This is a genomic window from Limnohabitans sp., from assembly GCF_023910625.1.
Lineage (GTDB): Bacteria > Pseudomonadota > Gammaproteobacteria > Burkholderiales > Burkholderiaceae_C > Limnohabitans_A.
This window is the reverse complement of the sequence record NZ_JAAVVW010000003.1, coordinates 287,344-305,801: the sequence shown is the minus strand read 5'-3', so window position 1 is coordinate 305,801 and position 18,458 is coordinate 287,344. Positions and strand designations below refer to the sequence as shown.

Here is an 18,458-nt window from a genome sequence, read left to right as displayed (position 1 = left end):
TGCAAGGGCTCGCGCAGAGTGAACAGGGTTCGGGTGTAAAAAATTCAACACCATTAAGCAAAGTACATGCCACAAGCAACAACACCCTGCTGTGGACGGGCGGCAACGAAGCCCTGAAAGCTGGTGCGTAACTTGCTGAGATACGTGTTGTCAGACGCAAGCGGCAAAAAATGTCCGCCAGAAATCAGCCCGTTGAACCTGTCAAAACCCTTGAAAAAAGCGCCAAGCCCATGACCTTTGCCTTGATTGAACAAGCGATTCGATCTGCCAGCAGCCAAAAGATGGATGCTTTTGAACTCAAAAATAAAATGCCTCACCATCCTGGAGCCTCCGAATTTAGTCAGGTGATGTCCGAGGTCATGGACCAGCCGCGTGAATCGAAGCCCGGCTTGGCCAGGCAACATGTGGCCGACACCCTGCCAGTACCCGCGATTTTGGGCGCGGCGTTCGGGGGTGATCTCCTCAAAGCCGTCCACCTGGGGCCCCATTTGAATGTCATCACAGCAGAGACTGCGGCCCCTGATGATCAAAGTCTGCTGGCTTTTGCCCGATCGCAAGGTCTGGACGAAAGCGCTGTGCAATGGCTCATGGGCACAACCCAGGGCTTGAGCTCATCCGATCATGACCTGCCCAAGGCAGGCGTGGCAATTCAGTCTGGTGCAGGACTGCCCGGGCCAGTCAGCCCGCAGCATCCAGACAACCACATGCCCATCCCGAACGGGACGCTGAACACAGCAGCGCTGTGGGTCATGGCCCAACAGACAGAGCCAGCCCGCTCGACCGCCGCAGTGCCCGATGATCTTTCGCAGGCAATCAAAATGCCTATTCACTTCATGGTCGGCGCTGCGCCTGCCACCATCTGGATGCTGCGCAACAACCAAACCATCACTCAGGACAAAGCCACCCTCTCCACACGCAGCCTCATCGCCGAGAGCGAGCTGGACCTGACGCAAATGGCCAGCCCGCAACTGATGGAAAGTCTGAGCCAAGCCCTGGCCGAGGCGGGCATGTCAGGGTCAGGCCGCACCCCCACACCTTTATCTGGCCATGACACTCTTCCCACAGCACATCGCCTGGAAGCCCCCACTGCTGTCAGACAAGAAGCCCAGAACTCCACAGCCAGCGCCCCCCCGCAAGATGACGGTCTAGGGCAACGCAATCCCAAGCTGCAAAGCCTGGCCGAAAAAATGGGTCAAGCCATCGGTCAACGCATTCTGTCCGAGATCGAAAAAGGCCAATGGCACCTGAAACTATCTTTGCGCCCCGCCACCTTGGGTCATATCGAAGTGGAAATGCGCATGCGCAGTGGTGAACTGGATGCCCTCTTCACCGCACCGCAAGCGATGACCCGGGAACTGCTGCAAGACGGCATGGCGAAACTCAGGGACACCCTTAATCAGATGGGCATGGATGTTGCTTCAATGCAGGTGGGTGATGGTCAATCTCAAAAAGGTGGCGGAGAGTCGACACCGGAAAAGATGTCAAAAAAGACAGGTTCCGGTGTCAATGATTCAGCAACCACACCTGCCTCCGCAACCAGGAGTCCGATCATGAAAATGGGTCAAGACGGCTGGGATGTGTTGGTTTGACACCCCATCAATCAAGGAATCGACATGGCAGACGAAGAAATCGCAGTTGAAGTCAAGAAAAAATCGCCTCTGATCAAAATTGTGGCGATCGCACTGACGGCCATTTTGTTGCTGGCCGGCACGGCAGTGGGCACGATGTTCGTCACGGGTTTCTTTGACAAAAAAGAATTGTCAGAGGCCCAATTGGCTCTCAAAAAACTGGAAGAAGGCGGCACTGACAGCAAAGCAGCCATTGACAACACGCCGCAAAAGGTTACCAAAGAGTCGCCCGGACTCCAACGCTTCGAAAACAGCTACATGGAGCTGGAAAAACCTCTGGTTTCCAACCTTTCCGAGACACGCAAAGTGATCCAGTTGAGCCTGGCCATCATGACGCATTACGACGAGCGTGTTTTCAAAAACGCCAAAAAACATGAATTTGCGCTGAGATCGGTCTCCCTGGACGTGATGCGTCAAATGACAGAAGCCGACCTGGTCAAACCCGACTTCCGCAAAGAGTTGGCCGCCAAGATCCGAGACGAGATGAACGCTGTCTTGCAAAAGTACGAAGACTTTGGCGGCATCGAAGAGGTTTACTTCACGAGCTTTGTGGTTCAGTGATACAGCCCGCCCTTCAATAAAAGCTTTGACCATGGCTGAAAACCAACCCCTGTTGTCCGCAGAAGAACTGGCCGCCTTGTCGGCCGGTATCCATGACGGCACTCTGGATGTGGACACAGGCTACAACCTGGACGCCCACGTGCGCAAATACGACCTGGTAGCTGAAGACAGCAGCCTGGGGGTGAACCTCTCGTCACTTGACATGATCAATGAGCGTTTCATTCGCCTGTTCAGGCTGGGCATGCTCGAGGTGCTGCGCACCAGTCCCCGCATCAACCCCAGCCACGCCCAGATCATGCGTTTCGGCCACTACATCAGAGACCTGAAAGCACCACTGTCAGTCAACATCATCCGCATGGCGTCTTTGCGCGGTTACGCCATGGTGGTGATCGAACCTACCATGGTGTTCAGCTCGCTGGACAGCTTCTTCGGAGGATTTGGTCGTGGTGTTGGTCAACTGCCCCCGGGCAGGCTGTTCACCCTCACTGAAACACGCATCATCAAGATCATCCTGCAGGTCTTCTTTCGCTCGTTCAAAGAAGCATGGTCCCCAGTTGCGCCGATTGATTTCGAGCATGTCAGCTCCGAGATCAACCCTCAATTTGCGCAAATTGCTGACGATAACGATCTGGTCGTGCTCAGTCGCTTCGAATCCGAAAACACCACACAAGGAGCAGGTTTCATCGACATGGTGATCCCCTACGGGGCACTCAAACCCGTACGAGACTTGCTGCGCAGCCGTGTCCAAACGGGCGATGGCAACGAAGAATCCGACAAGGTCTGGCGCGCCCAACTGGCCGACGCTGTCAAGGACGCAGATCTGGAAATCCAGATTCTGTTGGGCAAACTGCATGTGTCGCTACAGCAGTTGCAAACCATGCAAGCCGGTGACGTTTTACCCTTCAAGAAAGCCGAGTCGGCCAGAGCCATGATCCAGGACATGCCTGTCTACGATGTTGAAGTGGGTGCCATGGGCAGCCAAGTGGCCGTCAAGATCGTCCAGGCCATCAGCCCCCATACCCCAGCCTGACACCCCCATGAGGAGCGCCCATGAGCGAACTGTCCCCCACCGCTGAATCAAACCCAGAAACTGCCGACAAAGGCCAAATTCACGCCGATGTTTTACAAAATATCCCCGTCACCTTGTCCATCGAAGTGGGTCGAGCCGTGATCAAAATTCGCGACCTGATGCGCCTGACGCAAGGCAGCGTGGTCGATCTCGACCGGGTCGCGGGCGAGCCACTGAACCTGCTGGTCAACAACACCGTGGTGGCCCAAGGTGAGGTGGTACTGGTCAATGACCGTTATGGCATCCGTCTGACGCGCGTGGTACCAGCCTCCGAGCGGCTCGAAAATCTTTAAGAGCAAGCGAGCTGAGCATGAACCCGGTATGGACATTAGGCGACTGGCTGCAATACCTGTTCAGCTTCATTTTTGTCATCGGCTTGTTGTTGTTGCTGCTGTGGACTTTGCGTCGATTGCAAAGCGGTACATCGCTGTTGCGAAAAAGCAAGAACCGCTTGCATGTGCTGGAAACCCTGTCTGTCGGCGCCCGCCAGAAGATCTTGCTGATCAGGGTGGACGAGCGCGAAATCCTCGTGGGCATCTCAGCCCAACAAATGACCGCGCTGTCTCCATGGCCTGCTTCACCTGCCTCCGATAAAGCACAAGCCCCTGAAACTGAAAACCCACCATCATGAAACGCCCCATTCACATCGGCTTGCTACTGACCTTGCTGCTGGGCCTGCTGCCCATTTTGGCGCAGGCCGCCCCTGACATGCCGGTGATCACCAGCACCAATACCGGCAAAGGCACGCAATACAGCATCACGCTGCAATTGCTGGCTTTGATGACCACCTTGTCGGTGCTGCCCTCCTTGCTGCTGATGATGACCGCTTTCGTGCGCATCGTGATCGTCATGTCGATCCTGCGGCAAGCCCTGGGGACAGGTCAGACCCCGCCCAACCTGGTCATCGTTGGTCTGTCACTTTTCCTGACGCTGTTTGTCATGTCGCCTGTGCTCAATGAGGTCTACCAAAACGCCCTGCTGCCCTACATGAATCAAGGGCTGTCATTTGACAAGGCCTTGGCCGCCGCCGAAAAGCCCATTCGGGCCTTCATGCTCCTGCAAACCCGTGAGGACGATATCGCCATGTTCATGGAAATCGCCCAGAACAAAGGGGTGGCCAGCTCGCAGGAAGTGCCCTTCATGACCCTGGTGCCAGCCTTTCTGACATCGGAACTCAAGAGCGCATTCACGATCGGATTTCTAATTTACATCCCCTTTGTGGTGATCGATCTGATTGTGGCCAGCGTGTTGATGTCCATGGGCATGATGATGCTTTCGCCCATGATGATTTCCATGCCTTTCAAGCTGATGTTGTTTGTACTGGTCGATGGATGGAGTCTGATCATGGGCTCATTGGCCTCCAGCTTTGCCATACCCTGAAGGAGCACACCATGGACACCGCAATGGTCATCGATTTGGCACGACACGCCCTTTGGACATCCCTGCTGGTCTGCGCTCCCTTGCTGGGCGTAGCGCTGGCCATCGGCTTGGTGATCGGCATCATTCAGGCTGCCACATCGATCAACGAAATGACGTTGAGCTTCATTCCCAAACTGATTGCGCTGGGCTTGGCTTTGTTGGTTTTTGGGAGTTGGCAATTGGTCACCCTGATCGACTTCACGCGCAGTATTTTCCAGCGCATTCCAACCCTCTTTTCCTGAGCGCGGACCGCATCCAACATGAACTTACTGGCAGCTGACATCGTCGAAAGGTTTTACCTATTTTTATGGCCGATGCTGCGCATCTCAGCTTTGATGATCACGGCCCCCATTTTTTCGCTGAAGGCGTTCAATCTGCGTTTACGCATCCTGATGGCTCTGGTCCTGGCCTGGTTGGTCTACCCATTGCACCGCTGGCCGCTGCTGGACCCGACCACTGCCCCCGGCCTGATCGAGGTTTTCAATCAGATCATGATCGGATCGGTCATGGGTCTCATCTTGCAAGTGGTGGTCGCGGCTTTTGTGGTGGGCGGCCAGAGCATTGCGGCCGCCATGGGCTTATCCATGGCGAACATGCTCGACCCGAACATGGGCAACGTCCCTGTCATTTCCCAGTTGATGATCATCATGTCCACCCTGATTTTTGTTGGATTTGGTGGCCACGCCATCATGTTGGGGCTGATCTCGGAATCCTTCAACACCTTGCCGATTGGCACCTCCATGCTGAATCAGAACGTCTACGGACAAGTGCTGAAATGGAGCTCCATGATGTTTCTCGGTGCCGTATTGCTGGCTCTGCCCATCATGGTCTCGCTGCTGTTCATCAACATCGGGCTGGGCGTGGTCACCCGCGCAGCGCCGAGCCTGAACATTTTTGCTGTGGGATTTCCCGCCATGATCATCGCGGGCTTCCTGATCCTGATCATCTCGATGGGCAGCATCGGGGCCCGCATGGAGTGGTTGTGGGTTCAGGGTTTCAACGTGGTGCGCGACGTCATGGGAGTTCCAAATGTCTGAAGCCACTGGACAGGAAAAAACAGAAGACCCCACGGCAAGGAAACTGAGCAAGGCCAGGGAAGAAGGTCAGGTTGCCCGCTCCATCGAGTTGCCTGCGGCGGTCATCGTGATCGGCACCCTCATGCTGCTGATGATGACAGGCGGTTGGTTGATTGCCCGCATGGCGACTGTGTTTGCCAATGGCTTTGTCTTTGATCGCGCCACCGTGAACAACCCACTGTTGCTGCCCGCCCATTTTGGCGACCAAATGCTGGCCTCCTTTGTCACCGTGATGCCCATCATGGTCTTCACCGTCATTGCGGCCATTGTGGCCTCTGGGGCGACGGGTGGTTACTTGTTTTCGATGCAAGCTGTGGCCCCCAAGAGCTCCAAGCTCAGCCTGATCAGTGGGCTCAATCGCATCTTTGGTGCCCACGCTGCGGTAGAGCTGGGCAAGGCCATCCTCAAATTCACCCTCGTCTCGCTGGTGCTGTGGTGGTCACTCATGTCAAATATGGACGCCCTGATCCAGATGGGCCAGATGAGCCTGGAGCCCGCGCTTGCATCAGCAGGTGGCATGGTCGTGCAGTCGGCTTTGTGGGTTGCCTTGAGTCTGGCTGTCATTGCCCTGATCGATGTTCCCTATCAGAAATACTCGTTCAACAAGCGCATGCGAATGACCAAGCAAGAGGTCAAGGACGAGTACAGGCAAATGGAAGGCAGCCCCGAGGTCAAGGCCCAGATCCGCCGCCGACAGCGTGAGATGGCCAACTCGCGGATGATGCAGCGGATCAAAGATGCCGACGTGGTGATCACCAACCCGGAGCACTTCGCAGTGGCGCTCGAATACGACCCCACAGGCGATGGTGCGCCTGTCATGGTGGCCAAGGGCTTGGACCACATGGCCACCCTCATCCGTGAAGAAGCCAAGGCTCATGGCGTGTATCTTTTTGAAGCCCCCCCGCTGGCGCGAGCCATTTACTTCACAACCGATATCGAACAACAAGTGCCCGCAGACCTTTACCACGCGGTAGCTCAGGTCATTGCCTATGTCTTCAGCCTGGAGGCAGCCTCGCCCTTGAACCCGCCACAAGCCAAGCCACGAGTCAAAGTTCCGAACGGCATGCTGTTCAATCCTGACGGCAGTCGCCCCGAGAAAGCGGCAGACCAAGCATGAATATCCAGACCCACCCCGAGAACAACCCCTTGAACCATTATGTTTTTCGTGCGGCCGACCGCATGCGAATTGATGGCTGCGCCAATGCCGTGGCCCACGAAGGTCTGAGCCTGGCGCTTTATTGCCCATTCGAGGCCTTGCTCGACCACTACGTCAACCTGCTTCTGAGCCGATTGCGCCAACAAGCACCGGATCACCGCATGGAAGTCTACTTCCCGGCAAACACCGACGGCTTGCTGGGTCGATTCAACGAAGTGCTGGCCAGCCAATCGCTCAACGAGGCCATCAAAACCTCTTCCACCACGCACCCGACGCAAATCTGGCTGGTGCACGACGCGCAAAACTTGCCGGACAGTGAACTCCAGCTGTTGGCTCGCCTGATCCAGAACTTTCCAGGTGCCAACATCCGGGCCATTCTGCTCAAGTCGGGCGCCACCCATGCCGCCCAAACATCTTTGTCCGCCTTTGGCCGAAAAATCCTGCGCTGGGACATCGAAGCCCCCACCGAAGAGCAAGCCCAGGCCGCGCTTGAACAAGCCCGCCAGGAGGGCAACTTCAGCGCAGTACAACAACTGATCCAACGTATTCGGCGCCAGCAACTGCCTGAACTGGACATGCCTTTACATGCTCCGGTGCTTTCGGCCAACGTGGCCAGTACCCAAAATGAACCAAACCAGACTCGGGCCTCGACAGACACAAAAAAAATCAACGCGTTTGAGCACCCTGACGCGGTTGTCGCGCACTCTCAAAAGGGTCTGCACCTGCGCAAAACCACAAACTGGCTGCAGCGCTTGATCAAGCTGGCACTGGGTATCGCCTTCATGCTGGTCTTGTCCATGCTGGTGATGCTGTGGATCCAGCCCGAAGCGTTTGGTCTCAAATCGGCCAAGCCTGTCGCAGCAGCCACCGGCAAGAGCCCAGAGTTGGTGTCCACTCTGCTGCCCCCCACAGAGCCCACCGCCTCACCGGCAAATGCCCCTCACACGCAGGCCACCATGGCCGTGACCCCGACCGAGCCAGCCATTGAAGCCCCGGAAGTCGCCTTGCAAGCACAAGCCTGGCTCAAGCAACTGGATGCAGGCAGCTTCTTGTTGCAGCATGGCATCGACAGTTCTTACGAAAAAATTCTGGACATCCAGCGCAAACACCCTGCCCTGAAAGACGCGCAAATCATCGCGGCCTATCGCCCCGGCGAAAAACTGGCCCATTTCGTGCTCGTGTCGGGCCCTTTCAACGAGTTGAATCAAGGCCACGAGGCATCCAAGCGCCCCGGCATCCCGAGAAGCTGGGTCCGCCCCACGCGCAGCTTGCAAGAGATGCTGAAAAACCCAACCTGAGCGATAAAGGTACATCGATGCAACAAAACACAGCACTGCGCGACGAAGCGCACCATGCCGTCAAGACGCAAGAGGCGACCGATGTCGCCGAACGCACTGCAAATCAAACACTTGTCATCCAGGAGCCCCCGCTGCCATCCGAGAAGGGGCAAACCCTCGGTACTTCAGCAGAGTTGGCACCTGCGCCTGTCAAATCTCCTGAGCCAGACAACCCGACCCCCGCATCACACACAGGGCGCCAGCTCGATCCCCCTGTGCTGTGGGAACAAGACAGCCCGATCAAAAAACATCTGGCACAACTGAGAACACGCAACGCCCTTTTGGGTGAACAACTCGAAAGACTGAAGAGCCCCTTTCAAGCCCGAGGAATCAGACCATGAGCGAAAACACCTTGACACCTGACGCAGAGCCAAAAGACATGCCACCGTCCGAAACCACACAAGCCACATCGCTAGCTGACGGCACAACGCCATTGGCCACGCCTGAGTCTCCCGACGTTCATTCCGATACCGCTGATGCAACTTCTGCCAAACCAAAAGCTCAACCGCAGAACGCGGGTATCCCGGTAGACCAAAGGGCTTATCAGCAGTACCAGTCGCTGGCCCAAGTCGTTCTGGATTCCGCGGACCTGGCGACCCAATCTGCCGAAGCAGCCGCCCAAGCCAGCATTCAACTGCGACAAACCACTGCCGACTTCAAGGAGCTGACCGAAGCGGGACATAAAAAAGCCCGTACCCTGATTACCATCACCTCAGGCTTGTTGATCATCAGCCTGATTTTCTTTCTGTTCATGGGCGTGCGGCTGGTCAGCCGCATCAACCAACTCGACGTCATGCTGCTGGCCGTGGGCAAGCGCGTGGTCGAGCTCAATACAGGCCTGGAAGCCCTTGAAGGAGTGAATCAAAGCGTCAAAGACTTGACCTCCCAGCAAATGGCGCTGACCAAGTCACAAGGTCAGATCGAGGGCCGCATTGACGCCTCACTCAAGCAGTCCGAGAGTCTGGTTCAAAAGGTGCCCAGCGAAACAGCCAAGCAAGTCGCCGCCAGCAGCGATTTGGTGATGCGTCAGGTCCAGGGCATCAACGCCCGATTACAAAGCCAGGCCAATTCGGTTCAATCCATCGGCAACGAAGTGAAGTCGCTCAAATCGGCCGTCAGCAATGTCGATGGTCTCAAGCGCGATGTGGAGGCCCTCGTGACACTGCAAAAGGAGCGTTATCTGGAAATCGTACAAAAGAACAACGCAACCGCCTCACGAGAGCGCGCAGTACAGTTTCCAAGGCTTACCACACCCAAGCCAAGCGAAACACCTGCGGCCAACGCCACCACTGGGAGCTCAGCCTCCCCTGTAGTCAAACCCTGAGCCGTCAGCATCTTGCATCAGATCGGCCGTGGCTCAATCGATGCAGACCGCGATGTAGGTCAGCACAAAAACGCCATTCGGCGGGATTTTGCGCCAGTAACCCATCTCCTCGACTGTGGCGATTTTCCGGCCAGACATTTTGGGGCCGGTAAAACTGGTCATCTGGCCAATGCGGTGCATCTTGTAGTTGCAGTCGTACTCGTTCAGATAACGTCTGGAGCGAACGCCTTGGGCATCAGGGACTTTGAGGTCCTGCATTTCCCAGACACGGCGAACCGTACCGGCCTTCTCAATCGCATTGCGGTTGACGTACAGCGTGACTTCCTCGGTTTCGCCAATGCGGGTCCAGGCCATGGCTGAGACCGGCACCAGACCCGCAAACAAAAGCCCAGACAGAACAAAAACGCGCATTGATAACCCCGACTCAGTCATGTTTTTTCTCAACGATAAGTCCCCACAAAGGCCACAGCATGTCCCCAACACCTGGCTTCGAGCACGAGACACCCCGCAAGTCGCGGGGCCTGACGCGGCCCGTATCGAGCACCTTGATGCCCTGCCCCTGCAAGTGCGCCATGGCCTGCCAAAACAGCGCCTTGTATGCATTGATCTGGTGAGCCTGTTTACAGACTCATCCCATATGGTAACTGGCGACACCGTCAGGGATCAAAAACATCATCACGCCAAAGGTGTTCTTGCCCAGCCTGGCATGGGCCAGCGCCAAGGTCACACGTTGACAGGACGCTGCGCGACGCAAGACCACACAAAGCCGGTGGACAGCTCATGAGAGTTGCAGGCTTCGCGTTGGGCCAAGGCTGTGCCCCACAGCCACTCGTCATGATGGGTCTTTTTGTGAATTCGGCTCAAGATTGCCCATTTGTGTCCGATGAATAAGGGTATCGATGAAAAAAATGAGCACAACACACACAAAAGACCACACCCTGCTGGGTCACGACATCCCCATAGTCCGATTGACGACTGGGGAACGGGCTTTGGGGATGTGATGGACTTCATTTTTGAATGGACACCGGCTTGACGCATCGACGTCTGCTGCATCTTCTGGCTTTAAAGGGGCACCATGTTTTTCTTTGTTGGTTTAGTGGTTGTTTTTGGTGCCGTTTTTGGTGGGTACATGCTCGCTGGCGGGAAAATGGACCCGATCATCAAGGCCGCCCCCTTCGAATTCATCATCATCGGCGGCTCGGCCATGGGTGCCGCTCTGATCGCCAACAGCTTTCCGGTCTTCAAAGCGGCCATGAGCGGCATTGGTCAATGCATCAAGGGACCCAAATGGCAAAAGTCCGACTACCTTGACCTGATGCTGCTGATTGGCAAGCTGCAAACCGTCATGAAAAAAGAAGGCGTGGTTGCCCTGGAATCGCACGTCGAAAATCCTGACTCCAGCCAGATTTTTGGAGAATTTCCCAAACTGGCCAAAGACCACTCCATCGTCCAGATGATTTGCGATCCGCTTCGTCTGATGGTGATCTCTCAGGGCAATCTGGACGCAGACGCGCTTGACGATCTGATGAAAAAGGCCATCAAGGTGCATCACCACGAGGCCTTGCTGGCGCCTGCTGCACTGGCCAATATTGCTGGCGCCTTGCCCGCTCTGGGTATCGTGGCCTGCGTGTTGGGTGTGGTCAAGACCATGGGCGCGATTGATCAACCCCCGCCCGTCCTGGGCGCTCTGATCGGTGCCGCTCTGGTGGGAACACTGATGGGCGTTTTTCTGGCATACGGCATGGTCGAACCCTTTGCCGGTCGACTGACCCAAATCATCAATGAAGATGCACAAACCTACGATGTCATCCGCGAGATGATCGTCTGCAATCTGAAAGGCCACCCACAGCCCTTGGTGATTGAATCAGCACGTGCCTGTATTGCGCACCACAGTCAACCCAGCTTTTCCGAAGTTTTTGACGGGATGCGAGGAGCCTGATGACCAAGGCAGACAATTCAACGCACCCCAAGTCCGGCGAGGCAGCAACAGCCGCCGCTGCAGGGGCCGTACGCCCCATCATTCGCAAAATCATTGTCGAAGAGGGTCATGCGGGTGCTCATGGGGGTGCCTGGAAAATCGCCTTGGCCGACATGATGACGGCCATGATGGCTTTCTTTTTGCTTATGTGGCTATTGGGTGCCACCGACGAGGAAAAACGCAAAAACGTGGCAGATTACTTCAGACTCTCCTCCCACAGCCAGATCGTGTTTGGTGAATTGGCCGGCTCGAATGGTTTGTTCGGTGGCAAGTCCATCATCGACACCGAAGGCTTCCCCTTCACCGCTGCGCAAACCGCCTTGCTCGAACGCTTGACGCCACAGGCGCAAGGCGGCGCAGCGGAAAGCTTTGGCTCGTCGAATCAAGAAAACAACAAAGACGGACCCTCCGAGCAAGCCCCCGGCATGGACAAGGCTACGCCCAGTCAGAAGCAGGACAAGGAGAACTTCGACAAGCTAGAAAAGGACATCAAGAAAAAACTCTCGGAAAGCAAGCAATTCGAAAAAATCAAGGACCAGGTCAGCATCACCCGGGAAAAGGACGGCCTGCGCATCGAAGTGATCGACAAGGCCGACTTCGCGATGTACGGCTCAGGTGGCGCAGCCATGGGCGCCAAAGCCGCTGCCTTGATGGCCGAGGTGAGCAAGTCGCTCAAGCCGCTGCCCAACAAACTGGCCATCCGCGGGCACACCGACAGCACGGGTTTTCCGCTCGACAGCATGCGAAACAATTGGTCTTTGTCCACCGAGCGGGCCGATGCCACACGTCAATTCATGCAAGCCCAAGGCATCAGCACCAACCGTTTTTCGCGCATCGAAGGGGTCGCCGACACCAACCCCAATGTACCGGGCAACCCTGCCGACCCCAGAAACCGACGGGTCAGCATCACGGTGCTCAACCAGTGATGCGGTTTGAAGATCGACGCGTTCACCCGAACCCATGACCCCCGACCCCATCACATCACATCACGTCATGCAAGAGGTTCAACCATGTTAAAAAACATCACGATCGGTATCGCCATTGGTTCGCTGGTGATGGGCGGGGTTTGGGGGCTGGCGCGTCTGATGGGCCATACCGCACCCACACCCGAGCTGGAAACCACAAGTAGGCCAGATGACAACAAAGGCGTGATCGACCTGATCTGCGAACTTGAATTGGATCTGGACGGTCAACTGGTTTTGGGAATCAAGGAGAACGAGCCATCCCGCATTACCATGGCCCAAATTGATTTCGGGAAAAATTCGGGCTGGTACCAAGGCAAAATTGCCATCTCGGAAAGTCGCGCAGGCACCCTCAGCATGATGGGAAGCCGACTGAGAATCTACCGTCCTGCGATGTTCCAGCGCTTTGGCGTGGTGATCACGGGTGAAGAATTTGTGGTGGACCGCAAGACCGGCAGTTTTGTGCAGTCCCTCAGCTTGCAAGACGGGCGCACCGTCAAGCTGATCAAGGGCACCTGCGCCAAAGTGATCAAGCCCCCTTTTTAACCCGCCCCTGTGTTCGCCCGGGCCTTGAGCCCCAAAACTGACAGGCGGAACATCACGCTGCGCCGCGAAGCTCGTACTTGTTGATCTTCTCGATCAGGGTCGTTCTTTGCAACTGCAGCAGCTTGGCCGTTCGAGAAACATTACCTTGCGTGCGGGTCAAAGCCTGCTCGATCAAACTTCGCTCCACTGCAACAAGGTGTCGCTTCAGAGAAACGCCTTCTGGAGGAAGTGTCTGAATGCCTTGCGCCATCAAAATTGCCTGCTCTACATCATTGATTTCATCGTTCGAAGCAAACAATGGTTCGGGACTGAAGGCATTGACAGGCAAACTGAACGAGGTTTTTGGGTCTGACAACAAATGGGGCATCAGGCCCTCTTCGGCCTCGAAAGGCGATCTGCCATGATCCTCTGTCGCCGAAAAAACCACCTGCGAGACAGCGACTGACTCGGCCAACGAAGGCGGCAAAGCTGCAGCAGCGGTCAAACCATGCTGACCCAGCCATTGGGCCTGCAAAGAGGCCAAACCCAAAGGCAACATAAAAGCAGGCACCGTTTGAACCTGCAGCAATTGCGAGGGGTACAAAGTTGAAAATCGGTCCACCAAATTTGACAACTCCCGCACATTGCCAGGCCAGGCATAGGTCTGCAGAAGTTGCGTCATTTCAGGCGAAAACCGCACTGCTTTGGCATGGGGCAAGGCATACTTGTCAGCGTAAAAGTTCAACAAGGTCAGAATATCCTCAGCACGCTCGCGCAGCGGCGTGGTGGTGACGGGCAAAACATTGATGCGGTAATACAAGTCTTCCCGAAAACGTCCGGCCTCGACCTCAGCCTCGAGTTTTTTGTGCGTTGCGGCCACCACGCGTACATCGATAGGAACTTCACGCGTCGCACCCACAGGCAAGATGCAGCGCTCTTGTAACACGCGCAGCAACTTGACCTGCATGTCCATGGGCAAGTCACCGATCTCGTCCAGAAAAAGCGTGCCGCCATGGGCCAATTCAAACCGTCCGAGACGATCAGAGAATGCGCCGGTAAAACTGCCTTTTCGATGACCAAACAATTCACTCTCAATCAAGTCACGCGGAATGGCGCCACAGTTGATCGGCACAAAAGGCCCGGATGCGCGAACCCCTTGCATGTGCAACGCTTGCGCCACAAGTTCTTTGCCGGTCCCGCTTTCTCCTGTGATGAGCGCTGTTGACGACGATGCCGACAAGGTCTTGATCAACTCGCGCAAGAACTGCGTAGCCTGGCTTTCACCGATGATGAGAGGTATGGCGTTGGATTTCATGTGCAATTGACCATCTGTTTACCGTGTTTGTTGGATCACCCCTGCACCGCCATCAGCGGCAACAGTGGGCATGCGAAAACAACTGAATGTCATGGTTGACTTTATAAATCAACAAATACAATTTTTGCAAGAATATTTGTCATTTTTTGCATTTTAAATGATAAAACAACAAATATTCACTATTTTTCAAATGCCAACACAGCCCCAGCCGTTGGTGCGCAGGGTCAGGGAACCGCTCAAGACTGCCGACCTGCTGCCGATACATCAGCATGAGCAATCAGCCGAGCCCACCACTTCAGGAGGAGCAGGCTCCAATGGAGTTTCAAGATGACATTCACCCGACCTTTGGCGTTCACGCTGCTCACCCTTTCGGTTTTGACGGGCTGTAAATCCCCCCCCTTACATGGCCAGGCCTCAGCACCGACCACGACCGCATCGATGATCACGCCCCTAGTCGAAAAACGAGAAACCCTGGTGGCCACGGGATACGCCGTTATCAGCGTGCAAAACCACAAAAACCAGGCGCAGCAACGCCTGTTGGCCATTCGGGCATCCAAGCTAGACGCTTACCGCTCCTTGACCGAACAAGTTTATGGACAGCAGCTGGATGCCACCACCACGGTGGCCGACATGACCGTGCTGAGCGACACCTTCAGGGCCAAGGTTGAGGGGGTGATTTATGGCGCCGTGCTGGTCAGCATTGCCCCTGTGGGTGACGACACGTACGAAACCACCTTGTCGCTTGACCAGCATGTGGTCAGGGACCTGCGCAGCCTCTACCTGAGTCAATTGGCCTCACGCCGCCGCTGACAGCATGCGCGCCCCTGTTGACTCCTCCTTGTCAGGCACGCAGTCCTTGTGGGAACATGCGGGCTTGCCACATCCGGCTCCATGGCTGGCTCTGGTGCTGATCTGTGTCAGTGCCCTACCGGTGCAGGGGCAAGACACCCGAACGACAGGCCCCGGTGTTGACATGGGCCTGAAGGCCAGCGCGGCCAAGCCCGCAACGCGCCCCGCCACTGCCAAACAGCTCGAGGCCCAGCTCAGTGCAATTCGCCAGGCAATTTTGCAGGCCACCATTGACCGACCGACCCGCGTGCTCAGCAGCGCCTGGATCGATGACAAAGGTGCCCTCCATGAAAGCGCACACTTTCAGTCCGAAGCCCAAGTGCGTGGCATCCGTGTTTTGTCCTACATCCAGGACGAACAAGACGCCACACCACAGGTCAGCGCCGAGGTACTGCCCTGGGGCTGGCGTAAAGCACAAACCAAGGCCTCCTCATGCTCCCCCCCACCGCGCCCATGGCGCTTGCCTCTGACCCTGCATACACGCTTGGAAGGCGGTTTTACAGGCGTGCAGCTGTTTGCCAGCCAAGCCTTGCTGAGCACCTTCAGCCAGACCTGGAGGAACAAGCTACAAGCCTCGCAGCGCTGGCGCGCCCAAATCATGTCCATGCCCCCCGACAACAGTTACTTACGGGCCTTGACTGGCCCCAGCGAGAGCCCGACCGGCTGGACCGCCGAGCTGGTCCTCAAGCCGCACGCGCCCGAGGAAGACTTCAATGTGCGCAAGGCCTGGCACGCACTGAATCAGGACCAAGCCAACTGGCGCTGGACACTGAGCTTCACCTTGGGTGAGCGTCATTTCGCAACAGGTCCCATCGAGCCCCGCTGGCAAATTGAACAGGTCATCACCATCGCCCCGTTGGCGGTCACGCAAAACCCGAGCGCCTGGCAGCAAGGTCTGAAAGAGCAGCAGCAACAGATAAACGCCTGGGTGCAGCAACTGGACAAGCGCTCCGAATGCGAACCTGTGCAGTTCCATGTGCGCCGCTCTGGCACAGACGGCCTGCAGCTTCAGGCTGGCTTTGACAGCGGCCTTCGCTCCGGCGACCGTGTTCTGCTGATGAGCCCCACACACATCCCCAGCCAGATGCTGGAGCCCGGCGCCACTGAGCACCTGGCCCTGGCCCAAGTGGTCAAAGTGGGGCCGGATCGCTCCGAGCTGCAACAACTGGCCGGACCGCCATTGGCCGCTCAAGGACACTGGGTGGCCCTGCCCCTTTGATCAGGCACGATGAGATCTTTTATGCAAACACCCACCAAGAACACACGGCGCCTCATTCGGCCATCCCACCCGCCCGGGCACCCTGGAGCACCTCAGCCTCTGGCTCTGTGGTTGCTGTTGGGCGCTGTCGCAGCGTCTGGGCCTGCTGCGGTCCAGGCAACAGAAGTCTCCGCAGCTGCTGCCTCTGCGCTCAGGGTACTGAGCACGCCGCTTCATGAAACCCACAACCCATCTGGCGCGGCCCAATCCCCAGACCTGAGCCAACGAGAGTCTTCTGGCCGACGAATCACTGTTCAAAAAGGCGAAAGCATCGATGCGGTGATTCGTCGCGGTCTGCCTGGCTTGATCCTGAACGAGGAGTTCTTGCGCCAGGCTTTGGCCAAAGCCAACCCGCGCATTTTCCCCTCTGGACGAACCTATCCGGTCAGGCCCGGTACGGTCTTGGTTCTGCCCTCCCCTGAGGGCCTTCGTCAACAGGTCATGCTGCAATACCCGCAAACGGCGGCCCTGTTTCAGGCATCGATCAAAGCCACCGAGGGGGACAGTGCGCCCATTGGCCCCAACAAGCGCCAATGGGTTCGTTTTCCTTGACCCTCAAGCGGACCCATTCGCATGATCACGGGGGCTGCAACCAGTCACCTCACCGCCAAAATCCCCACCATTTACCTGGAGGGAAAGCTGCCCCTGGTCCTCGAAAAAAGCGCTGTCGAACTCGGCTTGCGCGATGGCCAGGTGGTGCAAGGCACCATAGAGTCAAGAATCGAGGCTCTGCGCCTGCACCTGCAAGGCGCACAAAAAGGGACCTTCATTGACCTGCCCAAAGACCTTCCAGCCAGTTTGCGCATGGCCTCGGGCGATGCGGCCTTGTTTCGGGTGCAGATGCTGGCCAACGGCAACATCCTGCTGCGCCCCCTGCAAACCGCTCCCGCACCTGCTGCCAGCGCGGGAGCGGCATCCGCCCCACTGCCGGGCAGAACACAACACCTGAGCTTCAGGCCCCCTGACATGCAAGCCCTGGGGCAATTGCTGCGCCCGGGTATGCTCGAGAGCATGCTGCAAGGCCAGATCGACTCATCCCCCGAGTTGGGGGTCCTCCAGCAATGGCTTCAGTTGCGTCCCAGCATGGCAAAGCTCACCCCGGAAAAACTGCAGCAAGCCATGCACCGCAGCGGCTTCATGACGGAAGGTCTGCTCACTCAAGGCCTAGGGAGCGGCCTGCTTGATCTGAAAAGTGTTTTACGGCAACTGCTGCGCAACGGCACAGCCATCGACAAGGACGGCCTGCTCAAAGACAGTCTGGACGATATCGAGTCAAGGCAACTGCTGGCCAACGAGGGGCTGGATGGGCGCGAATGGGCGTTCTCGATGATGCTGCCTTTTGCCGATGCCGAGCCCGTGGCCTTGCGGCTGATGCGCGGGCGGCATCCATCCGGACAGGCCAAGCCACCTTGGGTCATCCACCTGCACACCCGCACCAGCGATCTGGGTGAACTCTGGTTGCAAACCCGCATCAACGACGAAACGCAAATCGACATGGTGATGTGGGCCGAGCGCGAGGACGTGGTGAACCTTGCCCAAGCCATGGCCGACCACTTGGAGCGGGAACTCGACAGCGCAGGTCTGCACATGACGCGGCTGCAAATCATCCATGGCCAAGGGCCGCAGGTGCCCGCGCCCCATGCCCCACCCGAGATGGGCAGCTTGCTGGACGTGCAAACATGAAATCCCAACTCAAAGAAGCCATCGCCCTGGAGTACGGACGGCGCAAAACCCCAGTCATCAGCGCCAAAGGTCAAGACGACCTGGCCCAAAAAATCATCGAAGAAGCTTTGAAACACGGGGTGTATGTGGCGCAAGACCCGCAGTTGCTTGCCTTGCTTGGCCGCGTGGACCTGGACGCCGAAATTCCGCCCGAGATGTACACGGCGGTCGCGGTCATTTTGTCTTGGGTTTATTGGCTCAAGGGCATGCGCCCTGGTGATGAGAAAACCAAGGACTGAGTCCACGCCCTGATGTCTGCTCGGTTGGTACCGTACGTCA

General features: G+C 56.8%; 25 protein-coding genes. 21 read left to right on the top strand and 4 right to left on the bottom strand.

The window, feature by feature from the left end; genetic code table 11:
* Positions 1–53: 53 nt before the first annotated feature.
* Positions 54–320 (bottom strand): hypothetical protein, encoded by a 267-nt coding sequence (locus tag HEQ17_RS04425; RefSeq protein WP_296291515.1) that lies wholly within the window; start codon positions 318–320, stop codon positions 54–56.
* Here HEQ17_RS04425 and HEQ17_RS04420 point away from each other — a divergent pair.
* From HEQ17_RS04420 to HEQ17_RS04365, 12 genes are read left to right on the top strand one after another with little or no spacing between them, the layout of a single operon-like run.
* The gene (locus HEQ17_RS04420; protein ID WP_296291513.1) at positions 309–1,589 is read left to right on the top strand and encodes a flagellar hook-length control protein FliK; all 1,281 of its coding nucleotides are present in this window, start codon (positions 309–311) and stop codon (positions 1,587–1,589) included. The two genes, HEQ17_RS04425 and HEQ17_RS04420, sit on opposite strands and share 12 nt — an antisense overlap.
* 24 nt (positions 1,590–1,613) lie before the next feature.
* The gene (locus HEQ17_RS04415) at positions 1,614–2,189 is read left to right on the top strand and encodes a flagellar basal body-associated protein FliL (RefSeq protein WP_296291511.1); all 576 of its coding nucleotides are present in this window, start codon (positions 1,614–1,616) and stop codon (positions 2,187–2,189) included.
* 31 nt (positions 2,190–2,220) lie between these two features.
* Positions 2,221–3,219: a flagellar motor switch protein FliM gene (fliM, locus tag HEQ17_RS04410; RefSeq protein ID WP_296291509.1), complete on the top strand. Its 999-nt coding sequence runs from the start codon at positions 2,221–2,223 to the stop codon at positions 3,217–3,219.
* Positions 3,220–3,239: 20 nt separating this feature from the next.
* A complete protein-coding gene (gene fliN / locus HEQ17_RS04405) occupies positions 3,240–3,551 on the top strand; it encodes a flagellar motor switch protein FliN (protein ID WP_296291507.1) in 312 nt (103 codons plus the stop codon).
* A gap of 17 nt (positions 3,552–3,568) precedes the next feature.
* Positions 3,569–3,889, top strand: a complete 321-nt coding sequence (fliO, locus tag HEQ17_RS04400) for a flagellar biosynthetic protein FliO (protein WP_296291505.1) — start codon at positions 3,569–3,571, stop codon at positions 3,887–3,889.
* Positions 3,886–4,638, top strand: coding sequence for a flagellar type III secretion system pore protein FliP (gene fliP / locus HEQ17_RS04395; RefSeq protein ID WP_296291503.1), 753 nt, complete (start codon positions 3,886–3,888; stop codon positions 4,636–4,638). The genes fliO and fliP overlap by 4 nt, the downstream gene beginning before the upstream one ends.
* An 11-nt stretch (positions 4,639–4,649) precedes the next feature.
* Positions 4,650–4,919, top strand: a complete 270-nt coding sequence (fliQ, locus tag HEQ17_RS04390) for a flagellar biosynthesis protein FliQ (protein ID WP_296291501.1) — start codon at positions 4,650–4,652, stop codon at positions 4,917–4,919.
* An 18-nt stretch (positions 4,920–4,937) separates the two neighbouring features.
* Positions 4,938–5,714, top strand: coding sequence for a flagellar biosynthetic protein FliR (gene fliR / locus HEQ17_RS04385; RefSeq protein ID WP_296291499.1), 777 nt, complete (start codon positions 4,938–4,940; stop codon positions 5,712–5,714).
* Positions 5,707–6,870, top strand: coding sequence for a flagellar biosynthesis protein FlhB (gene flhB / locus HEQ17_RS04380; RefSeq protein ID WP_296291497.1), 1,164 nt, complete (start codon positions 5,707–5,709; stop codon positions 6,868–6,870). The genes fliR and flhB overlap by 8 nt, the downstream gene beginning before the upstream one ends.
* Complete coding sequence (locus tag HEQ17_RS04375) at positions 6,867–8,207, top strand: hypothetical protein (protein ID WP_296291495.1); 1,341 nt, start codon at positions 6,867–6,869, stop codon at positions 8,205–8,207. The genes flhB and HEQ17_RS04375 overlap by 4 nt, the downstream gene beginning before the upstream one ends.
* 17 nt (positions 8,208–8,224) lie before the next feature.
* Positions 8,225–8,587 carry a hypothetical protein gene (locus tag HEQ17_RS04370; RefSeq protein WP_296291493.1) on the top strand — a complete coding sequence of 121 codons (363 nt, stop codon included), beginning with the start codon at positions 8,225–8,227 and terminating at the stop codon, positions 8,585–8,587.
* Positions 8,584–9,570, top strand: a complete 987-nt coding sequence (locus HEQ17_RS04365) for a hypothetical protein (protein WP_296291491.1) — start codon at positions 8,584–8,586, stop codon at positions 9,568–9,570. Before HEQ17_RS04370 ends, HEQ17_RS04365 begins: the two co-directional genes overlap by 4 nt.
* A gap of 33 nt (positions 9,571–9,603) precedes the next feature.
* Here the strand turns inward: HEQ17_RS04365 and HEQ17_RS04360 are convergent, their stop codons facing one another.
* Complete coding sequence (locus HEQ17_RS04360; protein ID WP_296291489.1) at positions 9,604–9,981, bottom strand: surface-adhesin E family protein; 378 nt, start codon at positions 9,979–9,981, stop codon at positions 9,604–9,606.
* A 59-nt stretch (positions 9,982–10,040) separates the two neighbouring features.
* Between HEQ17_RS04360 and HEQ17_RS04355 the strand changes: the two genes are divergently transcribed.
* Positions 10,041–10,184, top strand: a complete 144-nt coding sequence (locus tag HEQ17_RS04355; protein ID WP_296291487.1) for a hypothetical protein — start codon at positions 10,041–10,043, stop codon at positions 10,182–10,184.
* A gap of 109 nt (positions 10,185–10,293) precedes the next feature.
* On the opposite strand, the gene HEQ17_RS04350 is transcribed toward HEQ17_RS04355, so the two are convergent.
* Positions 10,294–10,434, bottom strand: coding sequence for a hypothetical protein (locus HEQ17_RS04350; RefSeq protein ID WP_296291485.1), 141 nt, complete (start codon positions 10,432–10,434; stop codon positions 10,294–10,296).
* A gap of 211 nt (positions 10,435–10,645) precedes the next feature.
* Here HEQ17_RS04350 and motA point away from each other — a divergent pair, with 211 nt between their 5' ends.
* From motA to HEQ17_RS04335, 3 genes are all read left to right on the top strand, one after another.
* On the top strand, positions 10,646–11,509 hold the full coding sequence (gene motA / locus HEQ17_RS04345) for a flagellar motor stator protein MotA (protein WP_296291483.1): 864 nt from the start codon (positions 10,646–10,648) through the stop codon (positions 11,507–11,509).
* Entirely contained in the window at positions 11,509–12,474 is a 966-nt protein-coding gene (locus HEQ17_RS04340; protein WP_296291481.1) for a flagellar motor protein MotB, read from the top strand. The genes motA and HEQ17_RS04340 overlap by 1 nt, the downstream gene beginning before the upstream one ends.
* A gap of 84 nt (positions 12,475–12,558) precedes the next feature.
* Complete coding sequence (locus tag HEQ17_RS04335; RefSeq protein WP_296291479.1) at positions 12,559–13,056, top strand: hypothetical protein; 498 nt, start codon at positions 12,559–12,561, stop codon at positions 13,054–13,056.
* A gap of 52 nt (positions 13,057–13,108) precedes the next feature.
* Here the strand turns inward: HEQ17_RS04335 and HEQ17_RS04330 are convergent, their stop codons facing one another.
* Positions 13,109–14,350, bottom strand: coding sequence for a sigma-54 dependent transcriptional regulator (locus HEQ17_RS04330; RefSeq protein WP_296291476.1), 1,242 nt, complete (start codon positions 14,348–14,350; stop codon positions 13,109–13,111).
* A 438-nt stretch (positions 14,351–14,788) separates the two neighbouring features.
* Between HEQ17_RS04330 and HEQ17_RS04325 the strand changes: the two genes are divergently transcribed.
* From HEQ17_RS04325 to HEQ17_RS04305, 5 genes are read left to right on the top strand one after another with little or no spacing between them, the layout of a single operon-like run.
* Positions 14,789–15,160 (top strand): LPP20 family lipoprotein, encoded by a 372-nt coding sequence (locus HEQ17_RS04325; RefSeq protein ID WP_296291474.1) that lies wholly within the window; start codon positions 14,789–14,791, stop codon positions 15,158–15,160.
* Between the two features lie 4 nt (positions 15,161–15,164).
* Positions 15,165–16,418 (top strand): hypothetical protein, encoded by a 1,254-nt coding sequence (locus tag HEQ17_RS04320; RefSeq protein ID WP_296291472.1) that lies wholly within the window; start codon positions 15,165–15,167, stop codon positions 16,416–16,418.
* A gap of 21 nt (positions 16,419–16,439) precedes the next feature.
* Positions 16,440–17,009, top strand: coding sequence for a hypothetical protein (locus HEQ17_RS04315; protein WP_296291470.1), 570 nt, complete (start codon positions 16,440–16,442; stop codon positions 17,007–17,009).
* Positions 17,010–17,030: 21 nt separating this feature from the next.
* Entirely contained in the window at positions 17,031–18,140 is a 1,110-nt protein-coding gene (locus HEQ17_RS04310) for a flagellar hook-length control protein FliK (RefSeq protein ID WP_296291468.1), read from the top strand.
* Positions 18,137–18,418, top strand: a complete 282-nt coding sequence (locus HEQ17_RS04305; protein ID WP_296291466.1) for an EscU/YscU/HrcU family type III secretion system export apparatus switch protein — start codon at positions 18,137–18,139, stop codon at positions 18,416–18,418. Before HEQ17_RS04310 ends, HEQ17_RS04305 begins: the two co-directional genes overlap by 4 nt.
* Positions 18,419–18,458 lie beyond the last annotated feature (40 nt).

What these genes read in the sequence shown, in the direction of transcription:
- HEQ17_RS04325 (WP_296291474.1), top strand. Translation starts at nt 14,789, where the DNA reads ATGATCACGCCCCTAGTCGAAAAACGAGAAACCCTGGTGGCCACGGGA.
- HEQ17_RS04420 (WP_296291513.1), top strand. Translation starts at nt 309, where the DNA reads ATGCCTCACCATCCTGGAGCCTCCGAATTTAGTCAGGTGATGTCCGAG.
- HEQ17_RS04365 (WP_296291491.1), top strand. Translation starts at nt 8,584, where the DNA reads ATGAGCGAAAACACCTTGACACCTGACGCAGAGCCAAAAGACATGCCA.
- fliP (WP_296291503.1), top strand. Translation starts at nt 3,886, where the DNA reads ATGAAACGCCCCATTCACATCGGCTTGCTACTGACCTTGCTGCTGGGC.
- fliR (WP_296291499.1), top strand. Translation starts at nt 4,938, where the DNA reads ATGAACTTACTGGCAGCTGACATCGTCGAAAGGTTTTACCTATTTTTA.
- fliQ (WP_296291501.1), top strand. Translation starts at nt 4,650, where the DNA reads ATGGACACCGCAATGGTCATCGATTTGGCACGACACGCCCTTTGGACA.
- fliN (WP_296291507.1), top strand. Translation starts at nt 3,240, where the DNA reads ATGAGCGAACTGTCCCCCACCGCTGAATCAAACCCAGAAACTGCCGAC.
- HEQ17_RS04355 (WP_296291487.1), top strand. Translation starts at nt 10,041, where the DNA reads ATGTCCCCAACACCTGGCTTCGAGCACGAGACACCCCGCAAGTCGCGG.
- HEQ17_RS04315 (WP_296291470.1), top strand. Translation starts at nt 16,440, where the DNA reads ATGCAAACACCCACCAAGAACACACGGCGCCTCATTCGGCCATCCCAC.
- HEQ17_RS04370 (WP_296291493.1), top strand. Translation starts at nt 8,225, where the DNA reads ATGCAACAAAACACAGCACTGCGCGACGAAGCGCACCATGCCGTCAAG.
- HEQ17_RS04375 (WP_296291495.1), top strand. Translation starts at nt 6,867, where the DNA reads ATGAATATCCAGACCCACCCCGAGAACAACCCCTTGAACCATTATGTT.
- fliO (WP_296291505.1), top strand. Translation starts at nt 3,569, where the DNA reads ATGAACCCGGTATGGACATTAGGCGACTGGCTGCAATACCTGTTCAGC.
- HEQ17_RS04415 (WP_296291511.1), top strand. Translation starts at nt 1,614, where the DNA reads ATGGCAGACGAAGAAATCGCAGTTGAAGTCAAGAAAAAATCGCCTCTG.
- fliM (WP_296291509.1), top strand. Translation starts at nt 2,221, where the DNA reads ATGGCTGAAAACCAACCCCTGTTGTCCGCAGAAGAACTGGCCGCCTTG.
- HEQ17_RS04335 (WP_296291479.1), top strand. Translation starts at nt 12,559, where the DNA reads ATGTTAAAAAACATCACGATCGGTATCGCCATTGGTTCGCTGGTGATG.
- HEQ17_RS04330 (WP_296291476.1), bottom strand. Translation starts at nt 14,350, where the DNA reads ATGAAATCCAACGCCATACCTCTCATCATCGGTGAAAGCCAGGCTACG.
- flhB (WP_296291497.1), top strand. Translation starts at nt 5,707, where the DNA reads ATGTCTGAAGCCACTGGACAGGAAAAAACAGAAGACCCCACGGCAAGG.
- HEQ17_RS04310 (WP_296291468.1), top strand. Translation starts at nt 17,031, where the DNA reads ATGATCACGGGGGCTGCAACCAGTCACCTCACCGCCAAAATCCCCACC.
- HEQ17_RS04340 (WP_296291481.1), top strand. Translation starts at nt 11,509, where the DNA reads ATGACCAAGGCAGACAATTCAACGCACCCCAAGTCCGGCGAGGCAGCA.
- HEQ17_RS04425 (WP_296291515.1), bottom strand. Translation starts at nt 320, where the DNA reads ATGGTGAGGCATTTTATTTTTGAGTTCAAAAGCATCCATCTTTTGGCT.
- motA (WP_296291483.1), top strand. Translation starts at nt 10,646, where the DNA reads ATGTTTTTCTTTGTTGGTTTAGTGGTTGTTTTTGGTGCCGTTTTTGGT.
- HEQ17_RS04305 (WP_296291466.1), top strand. Translation starts at nt 18,137, where the DNA reads ATGAAATCCCAACTCAAAGAAGCCATCGCCCTGGAGTACGGACGGCGC.
- HEQ17_RS04320 (WP_296291472.1), top strand. Translation starts at nt 15,165, where the DNA reads ATGCGCGCCCCTGTTGACTCCTCCTTGTCAGGCACGCAGTCCTTGTGG.
- HEQ17_RS04360 (WP_296291489.1), bottom strand. Translation starts at nt 9,981, where the DNA reads ATGCGCGTTTTTGTTCTGTCTGGGCTTTTGTTTGCGGGTCTGGTGCCG.